The organism is Streptococcus anginosus (genome assembly GCF_900636475.1).
Lineage (GTDB): Bacteria > Bacillota > Bacilli > Lactobacillales > Streptococcaceae > Streptococcus > Streptococcus anginosus.
In genome coordinates, this window is sequence record NZ_LR134283.1 from 1,361,600 (window position 1) to 1,373,835 (window position 12,236).

Genomic DNA, 12,236 nt, shown 5'->3' on the forward strand with positions numbered 1-12,236 from the left:
ATTATTAAGCCCTTCAAATCTATAATTAAATGCGAAAAGCGAACAAAGCAGAATTCTGATTACCAGAAAACTAGTTTTATTCGCTTTTTATATTTGAGGTCGGACTTTTGTCCCAGCCTCTTTTGTCCTCTTTTCAATCTGAAAAGGATTGACTTAAATTTTAAAATAGAAGTAGAACGAAGCACTTTTGACTTATTTATCATATATCCAAATACACAATCAACAACGATATTATATTATAACAAAGAGGTTGAGACTCGGTCTCAACCTCTTTTTGTCACTATTGCCTAGCAAGAGTTAGGATAATCATCGTTAGGGACTTATTCTTCCTCTTTACGTTTCTTGAAGCCAAGCATTGACAATGCTGTAGCAGCAAACGCTAATCCTACCAATGCTGCACCATCATTTGTAGCTTCACCTGTTGAAGGCAAGGTTACTTGTGGAGTTACAGGTTGTTTTGGAGTAGTTGGCACTACTGGAGTAGGTGTTGGTGTAGGAGGTGTTTGCGGTTTTTCAGGTGTCTTAGGAGTTTCTGGCGGTGTTTGTGGTTTGTCAGGAGTCTTAGGCTTGTCTGGCGTTACCACTGTTACCGTATTAGAATTTCTTTCAACACCATTGATGATTTCAGTAAAGGTGTTCTTCACTGTACCATAGTCAAGTTGTTTCACTTGCATGTAACCTGTAGCTTGGAACTCACTATTATCTGAAATACTGTTCAAGAAAGCACTAGAGAATGAATACAGAACTGTTCTCGTCTTGTGATCAACAGTTTGGTTGACAAACTTCGTCAAATCTGTACCCTTGGCAAGTTTTTGACCATTCTTAAGAAGAATATCTGTCTTCGCATACCATTTGTGAACACCATTGTATTCTACTAATGAAGAGTATTTATCTCTTACTTCCATCTTTTCAATAGCTTGTCCACGATTTGCTGGTAAATAAGAAGTTTCTAATTCAAAGTTGTAGACTTGTCCAACCTTAACAGTCTTATTATTCAATGAATTCTGGTCTTTTTGACCATCTTCAACAGTCGCTACAACATCTTTCTTCGGATTGATCTTCGGAATGTTGTTGGTTACAAGGTTTGTATCATGGATACCAGTAAAGTCGATTTGATAAGCACGGTTATCATACTTGCTAGCTTCCTTAATATCTTTCTTAACAGTTGTTGGGAAGACAAGTTTCAGATTGATACCCTTCAAAACATAATTGTTTGTGTAAGCTACTGGATCATCTGCTGTGGTTACGGCAAACTCACCATCAATCTTCAAGCCCTTAGCCTTGATGTAATCTTGAACCTTTTGTGGAGCTTCTGCAACAGACTTATAAATCTTCGTTGTGAAGCCACTTTGAACTTTACCGTCTTCTGTTGTTACACGAACACCAGCCAAGTTAGGAGTGACATACTTACCAGAGTATTTTTCAACAACCATCAAGCCTGCTTGCTTATCTTTATCCGTTAAGCCTGTCATACCCTTGTATTGGTCATTGTCAATATCAATCGTATAAACTTCAGTTGAACCTGCCAACATAGTCTTACCATTGACATCTTCACCCTTAGCATTAGTTCCCTTCTTCTTAGGCTCTGCTTTCACTTCCTTGTAGACATAAGTAACTTCAGTTACACCTTTGGTAACTTTACCCTTTTCATTACCTTTTGTCTTTTCAGGAACAAGATTGTACACTTTATCACCAGACTTAATTGCTGTTGTCTTGTGGTCTGTTGTATCGTAGTTTTCACCAACCTTAGAATGAGAAGTATCTGTTACATCTTCTTTGATCTTCTTACCAGATTCATCTACATAGTGAACGACTACATCACCATAATCTTGAGGTGAGTCTACTGTTACCGTATTAGAATCACGTTCAACATTGTTGATAATTTCAGTAAAGGTGTTCTTCACGGTACCAGTATTCAGTTGTTTCACTTGCATGTAACCTGTAGCTTGGAATTCACTATTATCTGAAATCTTGCTCAAGAAGTCACTAGAGAATGAATACACAACTGTTCTTGCCTTATGGTCAATTGTTTGGTTGACGTATTGTGTCAAATCTGTACCTTTGGCAAGTTTTTGACCATTCTTAAGAAGAATATCTGTCTTCGCATACCATTTGTGAACACCATTGTATTCTACTAATGAAGAGTATTTATCTCTTACTTCCATCTTTTCAATAGCTTGTCCACGATTTGCTGGTAAATAAGAAGTTTCTAATTCAAAGTTGTAGACTTGTCCAACCTTAACAGTCTTATTATTCAATGAATTCTGGTCTTTTTGACCATCTTCAACAGTCGCTACAACATCTTTCTTCGGATTGATCTTCGGAATGTTATTCGTTACTAGATTTGTTTCATGGATACCAGTAAAGTCAATTTGATAAGCTCGGTTATCATACTTGCTAGCTTCCTTGATTTCCTTCTTAACAGTTGTTGGGAAGACAAGTTTCAGATTGATACCCTTCAAAACATAGTTGTTTGTGTAAGCTACTGGATCATCTGCTGTGGTTACGGCAAACTCACCATCAATCTTCAAGCCCTTAGCCTTGATGTAATCTTGAACCTTTTGTGGAGCTTCTGCAACAGACTTGTAAATCTTCGTTGTGAAGCCACTTTGAACTTTACCGTCTTCTGTTGTTACACGAACACCAGCCAAGTTAGGTGTCACATGCTTACTTGAGTATTTTTCAACAACCATCAAGCCTGCTTGCTTATCTTTATCCGTTAAGCCTGTCATACCCTTGTATTGGTCATTGTCAATATCAATTGTATAAACTTCGGTTGAACCTGCCAACATGGTCTTACCGTTGACATCTTCACCCTTAGCGTTGGTTCCTTTCTTCTTAGGTTCTGCTTTCACTTCCTTGTAGACATAAGTAACTTCGGTTACACCTTTTGTAACTTTACCTTTTTCATTACCTTTTGTCTTTTCAGGAACAAGGTTATAGATTTTATCACCAGACTTGATCGCTGTCGTCTTGTGGTCTGTCGTATCGTAATCTTCGCCAACACGAGCATGAGAAGTATCCGTTACATCTTCTTTGATCTTCTTACCAGATTCGTCTTCATAGTGAACGACTACATCACCGAATACTTGCTTGTAGATATAAGTAACATCTGTATTTCCTTCAACGACTCTACCTTGTTCGATACCTTGAGTCTTTTCAGGAACAATTTCATAAGTGCGACCATCTTTTGTAGTGATTGTCTTATGAGCGTGATCACGAGTATCATAAACAGTATTGATTGGAGCACCAGTTGTATCTTTTTCAGGTTCTTTGATAACTTTGCCATCTTCATCTTTATAATGAACGGTTACATCACCAACCACTTCATCATAAACATAGACAACACGAGTAGTGCCTTTGACAATCTTACCGCTTTCTTGACCTTGAGTTGCTTTTGGATCAATGCGATAAACCTTACCATCGGCTGTAGTAATTCTAGTTGGTTTGTGATCTGTTGTATCGTAGTTCGTACCAACTTTGCTATCTGGTGTATCAACAACACGTGGTGCGATAGTATTGCCCTTCTTATCTTGGTAATCGACAACTACGTTACCATACTCTTCTGGTGCATCTGGAACAAGGTCATAGTAGTAGGTAATATTGGTATTGCCTTCGACAACTTTTCCTGTTTCTGCACCTTGAGTAGCTTTTGGATCAAGACGATATTTCTTACCGTCAACTGTCGTGATTGTTTCTTTCCGTTGATCGGTTGTATCGTAGTCTGTTCCCACTTCTGAACGCGGTGTATCCGTCACCTTAGGTGAAATTGTCATGCCGTCTTTATTCTTGTACTCAACGGTTACATCACCATATTTCTTTTCTGGTGTTGGAATATCTGGTACAAGATCATAGTAGTAGGTAATATTGGTATTGCCTTCGACAACTTTTCCTGTTTCTGCACCTTGAGTAGCTTTTGGATCAAGACGATATTTCTTACCGTCAACTGTCGTGATTGTTTCTTTCCGTTGATCGGTTGTATCGTAGTCTGTTCCCACTTCTGAACGCGGTGTATCCGTCACCTTAGGTGAAATTGTCATGCCGTCTTTATTCTTGTACTCAACGGTTACATCACCATATTTCTTTTCTGGTGTTGGAATATCTGGTACAAGATCATAGTAGTAGGTAATATTGGTATTGCCTTCGACAACTTTTCCTGTTTCTGCACCTTGAGTAGCTTTTGGATCAAGACGATATTTCTTACCGTCAACTGTTGTGATTGTTTCTTTCCGTTGATCGGTTGTATCGTAGTCTGTTCCCACTTCTGAACGTGGCGTATCCGTCACCTTAGGTGAAATCGTCATACCATCTTTATTCTTGTACTCAACGGTTACATCACCATATTTCTTTTCTGGTGTTGGAATATCTGGTACAAGATCATAGTAGTAGGTAATATTGGTATTGCCTTCGACAACTTTACCTGTTTCTGCACCTTGAGTAGCTTTTGGATCAAGACGATATTTCTTACCGTCAACTGTTGTGATTGTTTCTTTCCGTTGATCGGTTGTATCGTAGTCTGTTCCCACTTCTGAACGTGGCGTATCCGTCACCTTAGGTGAAATCGTCATACCATCTTTATTCTTGTACTCAACGGTTACATCACCATATTTCTTTTCTGGTGTTGGAATCGTTTGATATTTCAGAGTATTGTAATGATAAGTTGCAGTACGAGTAGCTGGTTTTTCTGGCGCAGTAGGAGGGGTTGGTTTGACTGGTTCAGTCGGTGCAACTGGTGCAACTGGTGCAACTGGTTTCGTTGGTTCTTTTGGTTCCTCAGGCTTCGTTGGCTTAACTGGCATAATAGGAACACCATTAGCTTTGATGTCTGAGTTAAAGGCAAACCAAGGCGTTGCACGGAGGACGGAACCAAACTCTAATTCAATATCAGGACTAGTTACTTGACCAACAATAGCACCATACCATTTATAAGGGGCGTTTTGACCATCCCATTGACTTGCATTATATTTCGAACCACGTGCTATACTTTCATTATCATTACTTGAATAAGCACCACCATCATATTGACGATCTATTGACGAACCATTGATATGAATAAAATCTCCACTAAAGCTATAAACCTTTTCTATTGTTGCTTGATTAGCAGCTTTCGGTGAAGCATTATAAGCTCCCGTTCCTCTATTCAATGAAGAAAAGCTTACTAAAGCCCCAGTCATGTCCATCTTGTTGCCATCTTCATCATAGAAGTAAGCTTTCATATTGATCCGAGTATTCTTACCATAGAGGCTCATATACCAAATAGTTTTAGTAGGATCATTTTCAATGAAAGCAGGAATTTCATCCAAACCAGGCGTTCCACTATCTTTTAACGTATAGACATACTCTACTTTGGCAATTTTCTTTCCTTTAAAGTAAGAATTTTGGAGATTGGTATATTGCGTTACAAGTGGTTGACCCTTGCGTAACATAACTCTTGACAAGCTACTAGCATCATTAGTTGCGTTAAAGTCATTTACACCATCTCGAGGGTCATTGCTACCCAGTTTATTTTTTATATGATTCTCAAAATAGCGTTTTAGTTCGTCTTTTGTATATACTTTATCGCCGCCAGGAAAACTTAACCGAGCGTGTGGTTCAGATTTAAAAATCAGTTGCTGTGCAAGTTTTTGCTTGATGTAGCCGTCATTATTTTTATTTTTTCCCCACTCTGCCAAGGCAGCATTATAATCTTGCAAATCTTTTTCATATTTTGCTTGAGCAACGATATAATCTGCAAAATCTTTTCCATATTTTTCTTTAGCAGCATAGTATTTAGTTAGATCTTGTTCATATTTTGCTTTATCAAGTTCAAATTTGGCTTTATTGATGTCATAATTGGCCTTATCTGCATCGTATTTTGCCTTATCAGTATCATACTTTGCTTTTGCAGTATCATAAATAGCTTTTGCAGTATTGTATTTAGCTAGTTCAGCATCATATTTAGCTTTGGCTTCAGTATATTTAGCTGTGTCAGATTTTGCAGCTTCTGTTACTTTCTTAATTTCTTCAGCTTGCTTTTTATAATCATCTTTGATTTCAGCTACTTTTTGATTTTTTTCAGCTTCGGTTGTTGCTGTACCATGATTGACATCTGCTTCTTTTTTAACTTCAACCCCAGCTTTTTTAGCATCATTGACAGCTTTATCAAGCTCAGAAGAATCTACATTTACATCTGTTGTTGTACCTGTTTGTGCTGAAGGCTTAGCAGCTGCTGGTGTTTCAGTCTTTGCAGTAGCTGGTTTCGTTGCACTTTCAGTCTTTGTAGCAGCTGACGCTGTTGTATTATCAGCCGTTGAAGTGGATCCTGCTGGAGCAGTTGTGGTACTTGCTGCTGGAGTTGTTTCTTTTACAGTTGTTGCTGTAGAACTACTCGCTGCTTCAGTTGCTGCTGCTTTTGATTGTGCAGCAAGACTTGTATCAGAAGCTTCCGCCACTGGAGTTGGCGTTGTCGGCTTCGTTGCCTTTACTTCATCAGCAGCTACACCTTGGTGAGCGCTAAGGATTGCAATTGTTCCAAGGGTTAAAACACCAATGGTACCATAAATTTTGTTTTTTCGGATCGAGCCATGACCCTTCGTTTTGCTATTATGAAACATAAAATTCCTCTTTTCTTTTTAATAATTATCCAATTAACCAATTATCTTTCTCAAAAGGCTTGACTTTTTTGAAGCCTAATAGAGCCAAGATAAATAAACCAATCGTTGCAAGAATCGTGGTTGCTTCCCCCGTATCTGGCAACAATGTAAACTTACCATTACTTGATTTGACAGTGACCGTTCCGTCAGGATTTGCCCTAGCACCTACTTGCGCAGCTGGTACAGATGTTTTAGAACCGTCTGCGTTTTTGATAGTGACTTCTCCTTGATCATTACCAATAATCTCAAAGCCCTTATCCGTCAAAAGCGGATCAGCTGGTGAGATGATTGATTTGATTGGATTGTCAATCGTGTCACCTTTTTTAGTAGTCACAGATGAAGCATTATCAAGACTGAATGTTTCATCCTTTTTCAAGTCCATATCAGAAGTTGTCGATTTGTCTGTGTTCTTTTCAGTCAAGACAGACGGATTGACAACATCGCTAGAAGTATCTGTCGATTCAAGCTGAGTATCTAGCATCCCATCATGCGGAATCTTATCTGGTGGTGCTACAGTATCTGCTATAGAAGTATCTGGGCTAACCGATGAATCTGATGAGGGGGGAGCCGGAACACTTGGCACTTGAGCTTTATCCTGCGAAGGCACTACTTTACTAGAAGAATCCGATGTACTTGGTATATCCTTATCTGGTGGAGCGGGATCTGCCTTCGGTGGTACCACCTTATTAGAGTCTGGCGTTTCTGTAACCAGATCATAGTAATAAGTAATATTGGTATTTCCTTCAAGGACTTTTCCTTTTTCGTACCCCTGAGTAGCTTTTAGATCAAGGCGGTATTTCTTACCTTCTGAACTGATAATGGTTTCTCTTCGTTGGTCGGTCGTATCGTAGTCCGTTCCCACTTCAGAAGTCGGTGTATCCAGCTCTTTTGGTGCAATCAAAGTACCATCTTTACTCTTGTACTCAACCGTTACATCACCATATTTCTTTTCTGGCTCCGCTTGATTTGGCTTTGAAGACTCAGAGTCTGATGTTCCAGACTTATCCTTATCTGGTGTAGCCGATGGTACAGGGGCTATCTTCGGCGGTTCTACCTTACTTGAGGAATCCGACGGTTCCGACTTGTCCTTTTCTGGCGCAGTCGGTGTTGTTGGCGTTGTCTCTGGTGCCTCTACCTTGTCTGACACGCTTGGCTTATCCTTATCCGAAGCAACTGACGTGGACTTGTCAGGAGTTACAGGAGCAGCCGGCGTTACAGCCGTAGAGGTACTTGCATTTCCCTGCTTAGACTCTGGCGTTTCAGTAGAAGCCTTTTTATTGCTGTCAACAGTCGGTGTGACAATCGTTGTGGAGATAGAGCGCTCAACATCCCTAGCCAACACAGGATTTGCACCTAAGGCTGATAACAATACAGCCGTTGACGCTAAAAAGAACCTGCTTTTTTTCATTCTAAATATCCTCTCAATATTTTAACATATTGGATATGTTAAGGCCTAGTTTAAAAAAAACTATTCACTTTTATGATAGTGATATTTTCCTCAAATGTCAAGCCGATTACAGCATTTTCACAGATTTATTTAATCTCATTACAGAAGTATTTTACATTTGTTTACACCTTGTAAAGAAACATAGATAAATTATAGATAAACAATAGATAATTGATAAAAGAGTAATCTAAAGCGCTAACAACTTTTAAATCCAAATTGGTCTAGACAAACGCATCAATCAGTTGTGATGCATATATACAAAAGCCCTTTCACATCAAAATCCAACTATTTTTCACTCCAATAATAATGTATAAAATGAAAATAATATCTCTGGAATCAATATTTATGCAACGGCAGTGAGCTGTATTTTTTATTTTCAACTTTTTAAAACAAGAAGGTTAAAACTAGCCGCTAACACTTGTACAATTTCCTGTCAAGTATTATACTAAGAATAGTCTTAAAGTGAGGTGATATAAAATGGAAGCTGTTGTCTATTCAAATTTTAGAAACAATTTAAAACATTACATGAAAAGAGTCAACGATGAATATGAACCTCTAATGGTTGTCAATAAAAATCCCGATGAAAACGGCACTAGCCCCATAAAATGAGACACAAGAAAAACCCTCCTGTTGAAATCTAGTAAACTAGAAACAGGAGGGTTTTGTTATGGTCAAAAAAGCGTATTCGGTAGAAACTAAGTTAGCCTGTATCGAAATGAAGAAAGCAGGTAAGCCCAATAAGGTTATCATGGAGCCCCTGGACATCAAAAATGTTAGTCAGGTCAAGACCTGGTGGCGATGGTATCGAAATGATGAACTGCACCGTTTCCATCAACCCGTGGGGAAACAATATACCTACGGTAAAGGAATGGAACAGCTATCTGAAGTGGAACAGTTACGACTACAGGTGGAATTGCTAAAAAAGTATCGAATCTGAGCAATAGTTTCGACAGAGCGTCTGACAAATTTTTGATAATTGACCTATGTTCCATTCCAAGTAATGAGAATTAGCGGTATTCTGTAAATGACTCATTTGGATGACCTCCTGTTGATTTTGTCACTTACAGTACAGTCTAAATGGGTTTTTATGGTATTTTGAAGTGAACTAGCACCACGGGTAAAATTTATAGAATCAAAACGCTATCGCGCGAGCAGACACATCAAAGATGTGACCATAATTGACCAAGAAATGGATACAGACTAACTGCCTATGAAACCAACCACCCTACAAATTGACTTAAAAAATATTACGATACAACTCCCACCCGATAAAATTATCGTTGACCGTTCCGAGTATGAAGAACTCAAAAAAATCTCCTCAAAAGGGCGTTATCTGACGCTCTCTGAAGTTTTAGAACTTCTTTCCGTCTCTCATCCATGGTTACTCGAAAACGTGCTTTATAAGCCTGAAATTCGGAAGCAAATTGACATTGATCAAAATAGCAATGGCTTTGTGAAATACCCAGATAGTCAAGGCGGGCGCTATTACTTTCTGGCAAGCAAAACCAAAGAATTTTTCGAGGATCATTTTGCAAAAATTTTTGAATTATGATAAGATAACCAAGATAAAACCTTGGTTATCGATTTATTAGAAAAGAGGTAATCATGTCACTATACATTACGCAACGCGGAGGAAAAAAAGGGAAGTGGTCTTATCGGATCACTGACAAAAAAGGGAACTATATTACATCAAAATCAGGATTTAAAACCAAAAAAGAAGCTGAAATTGAAGGTTTGACCCAAGAAATTAAATTATATCAAGGAAAGGTTATTGATAAAAACATCAGTCTCTTTCAATTGTGGGAAAAATGGTACCATTTAAAAATCATCTCACTGAATAAAATGGAATCTACACAAAACAAGCATCGCTTGCGTGGAAAGTTTATTCAAAAATACTTTGGAGACTCACCCGCTGTATCCATCACATCAAGCCAATATCAAGCATTTATCAATAAATACGCTGAAACAAATTGTCGTGATAATGTCAGCCGCCTAAATGCAGAAATACGAAGTGTCCTTACTTTTGCTAGGCAAGATAAGCTCAGTATAGATTTATTCACAGAAGGAGTTGTACTATCTGGCAGAGAATCACCAAAGTCTAAGAATGAAAGATATATCCATAGCTTAAAAGATTATAAAAAACTTTGTCAGTATCTAGAATATCTTCTCGATTATCAAGAATCCGTCATTCCATACCTCTTATATATCCAACTGAAAACAGGTATGCGGTTTGGAGAAGTTCTTGGCTTAACTTGGGATTGTATCCATATTGAAAATAAGACCATTAAAACATATAGACGCTATGATTGCACAAGAAAACGCTGGACAAAAGCTAAAACAGAAACTTCTATCCGTGACGTTCCGATTGATGATACTACAGTCTCTATTTTACAAAAGCTAAAGGCTGAACAAAGGTATATTTTAAGAAGCCATCAAGTTTCTAATCTAGACAAATATTTATTCTTTGATAAACAATCTGGACTACCTACAAATTCAGCAGTCAATAAACAATTAAAGCAGATACTATCTGAATTATCTATTACTCCTTCAAATATGACTAGTACAGGTTTAAGACATACTTACGCAAGCACACTTCTTGCAATGGATATAGACATCTGGGCAATCGCCAAGAATATGGGACATAAAGATATTCAGCAAATCAGTGAAACTTACGGGCATTTAATCAAAGAAAAAGCTATCCGTGAAGACAATAAAATCCGTGACTTTTTCCACGGTTTAAGCCAGTAAAAACTATTTTGAACAAATTTTGAACAAAAATAAAAGAAACGCTGCTTTATCAACGCTTCTCAAACTTAAGCAATACCGGCGGCCGGGGTCGAACCGGCACGTCCTTGCGGACACTGGATTTTGAGTCCAGCGCGTCTGCCAATTCCGCCACGCCGGCAAAGTTAAACTGGGGTAGCTGGATTCGAACCAACGCATGAGGGAGTCAAAGTCCCTTGCCTTACCGCTTGGCTATACCCCAATAATATAAAATAGGCGAGTGATGGGGATCGAACCCACGCATGCCAGAGCCACAATCTGGTGTGTTAACCACTTCACCACACCCGCCATATTCACAATAAACACGGGCAGTAGGAATTGAACCCACACTGAAGGTTTTGGAGACCTTAGTTCTACCTTTAAACTATGCCCGTAAAGGTATGGAAGGGGAGGGATTCGAACCCCCGAACCCGAAGGAGCGGATTTACAGTCCGCCGCGTTTAGCCTCTTCGCTACCCTTCCTGATATTAAACTAATATGGCGCGAGACGGAATCGAACCGCCGACACATGGAGCTTCAATCCATTGCTCTACCAACTGAGCTACCGAGCCTACCTATTGCGGGAGCAGGATTTGAACCTACGACCTTCGGGTTATGAGCCCGACGAGCTACCTAGCTGCTCCATCCCGCGCTATTCCTACTAAGGAGGATGTGGGATTCGAACCCACGCACGCTTTTACACGCCTGACGGTTTTCAAGACCGTTCCCTTCAGCCGAACTTGGGTAATCCTCCAATAAAATTTATAGTCCGTACGGGATTCGAACCCGTGTTACCGCCGTGAAAAGGCGGTGTCTTAACCCCTTGACCAACGGACCATATATCTTAAAAATGGGCACGAGTGGACTCGAACCACCGACCTCACGCTTATCAGGCGTGCGCTCTAACCACCTGAGCTACGCGCCCAAGTCTAAAAACTTGGTATGGTTGAACATCTCTGTTCAAAGCGGGTGACGAGAATCGAACTCGCGACAACAGCTTGGAAGGCTGTAGTTTTACCACTAAACTACACCCGCTTAAAGAAATGGGAGTTAACGGGATCGAACCGCTGACCCTCTGCTTGTAAGGCAGATGCTCTCCCAGCTGAGCTAAACTCCCAAAAAGGAAGTATCTCTACTTCCTATCCTTGCTAAGCGACTACCATATCTCACAGGGGGCAACCCCCAACTACTTCCGGCGTTCTAGGGCTTAACTTCTGTGTTCGGCATGGGTACAGGTGTATCTCCTAGGCTATCGTCACTTAACTGCTGAGTATCTAACACACTCAAAATTGAATAACGTCTCAAATTGTAAAAGATTTACCTCTACGCTATCTTTCTCAATGAAATTGTACTCCGGCTAAATCCTTACTAGATCTGCCTTCATTACTTAAGTA

The 12,236-nt window shown here is 39.4% G+C and carries 4 protein-coding genes, 12 tRNA genes, 1 rRNA gene and 2 pseudogenes; 4 read left to right on the plus strand and 15 right to left on the minus strand.

Translation table 11 applies throughout. From position 1 onward, the window contains the following. Positions 1 to 320 precede the first annotated feature (320 nt). Together EL079_RS06615 and EL079_RS06620 are read right to left on the minus strand one after the other, a co-directional pair. Positions 321 to 6,593, minus strand: a complete 6,273-nt coding sequence (locus EL079_RS06615; RefSeq protein ID WP_126438396.1) for an SspB-related isopeptide-forming adhesin — start codon at positions 6,591 to 6,593, stop codon at positions 321 to 323. 25 nt (positions 6,594 to 6,618) lie between these two features. After that, positions 6,619 to 8,040 (minus strand): MucBP domain-containing protein, encoded by a 1,422-nt coding sequence (locus tag EL079_RS06620; protein ID WP_003032141.1) that lies wholly within the window; start codon positions 8,038 to 8,040, stop codon positions 6,619 to 6,621. Positions 8,041 to 8,556: 516 nt separating this feature from the next. On the opposite strand from EL079_RS06620, the pseudogene EL079_RS06625 reads away from it, so the two are divergent. From EL079_RS06625 to EL079_RS06650, 4 genes and pseudogenes are all read left to right on the plus strand, one after another. Continuing rightward, positions 8,557 to 8,667 (plus strand): annotated as a pseudogene (locus tag EL079_RS06625) (type II toxin-antitoxin system prevent-host-death family antitoxin); the annotation flags it as partial. Positions 8,668 to 8,746: 79 nt separating this feature from the next. Then, positions 8,747 to 9,004 (plus strand): annotated as a pseudogene (locus EL079_RS06630) (IS3 family transposase); the annotation flags it as partial. Between the two features lie 285 nt (positions 9,005 to 9,289). Continuing rightward, on the plus strand, positions 9,290 to 9,631 hold the full coding sequence (locus tag EL079_RS06645; RefSeq protein ID WP_018543716.1) for a DUF771 domain-containing protein: 342 nt from the start codon (positions 9,290 to 9,292) through the stop codon (positions 9,629 to 9,631). A 53-nt stretch (positions 9,632 to 9,684) separates the two neighbouring features. Then, positions 9,685 to 10,827 carry a site-specific integrase gene (locus EL079_RS06650; protein ID WP_022524473.1) on the plus strand — a complete coding sequence of 381 codons (1,143 nt, stop codon included), beginning with the start codon at positions 9,685 to 9,687 and terminating at the stop codon, positions 10,825 to 10,827. A gap of 73 nt (positions 10,828 to 10,900) precedes the next feature. Here the strand turns inward: EL079_RS06650 and EL079_RS06655 are convergent. The 13 genes from EL079_RS06655 to rrf all read right to left on the minus strand — a co-directional run bounded on the left by EL079_RS06655 (position 10,901) and on the right by rrf (position 12,105). Continuing rightward, positions 10,901 to 10,984: transfer RNA gene (locus EL079_RS06655), tRNA-Leu, on the minus strand. Positions 10,985 to 10,993: 9 nt separating this feature from the next. After that, positions 10,994 to 11,065: transfer RNA gene (locus tag EL079_RS06660), tRNA-Gln, on the minus strand. Positions 11,066 to 11,078: 13 nt separating this feature from the next. After that, positions 11,079 to 11,151 (minus strand) — tRNA-His (locus EL079_RS06665). Positions 11,152 to 11,166: 15 nt separating this feature from the next. After that, positions 11,167 to 11,237: transfer RNA gene (locus tag EL079_RS06670), tRNA-Trp, on the minus strand. Between the two features lie 7 nt (positions 11,238 to 11,244). Further along, positions 11,245 to 11,325 (minus strand) — tRNA-Tyr (locus EL079_RS06675). A gap of 16 nt (positions 11,326 to 11,341) precedes the next feature. Beyond that, positions 11,342 to 11,414, minus strand: a tRNA-Phe gene (locus EL079_RS06680). Between the two features lie 6 nt (positions 11,415 to 11,420). Then, positions 11,421 to 11,494: transfer RNA gene (locus tag EL079_RS06685), tRNA-Met, on the minus strand. A gap of 12 nt (positions 11,495 to 11,506) precedes the next feature. Next, positions 11,507 to 11,596 (minus strand) — tRNA-Ser (locus EL079_RS06690). A gap of 11 nt (positions 11,597 to 11,607) precedes the next feature. Then, positions 11,608 to 11,679: transfer RNA gene (locus EL079_RS06695), tRNA-Glu, on the minus strand. A 14-nt stretch (positions 11,680 to 11,693) separates the two neighbouring features. Continuing rightward, positions 11,694 to 11,767, minus strand: a tRNA-Ile gene (locus EL079_RS06700). Positions 11,768 to 11,806: 39 nt separating this feature from the next. Next, a tRNA-Gly gene (locus EL079_RS06705) sits at positions 11,807 to 11,877 on the minus strand. 9 nt (positions 11,878 to 11,886) lie between these two features. Beyond that, positions 11,887 to 11,959: transfer RNA gene (locus tag EL079_RS06710), tRNA-Val, on the minus strand. A 30-nt stretch (positions 11,960 to 11,989) separates the two neighbouring features. Next, positions 11,990 to 12,105, minus strand: a 5S ribosomal RNA gene (gene rrf, locus EL079_RS06715). Positions 12,106 to 12,236: the final 131 nt, after the last annotated feature.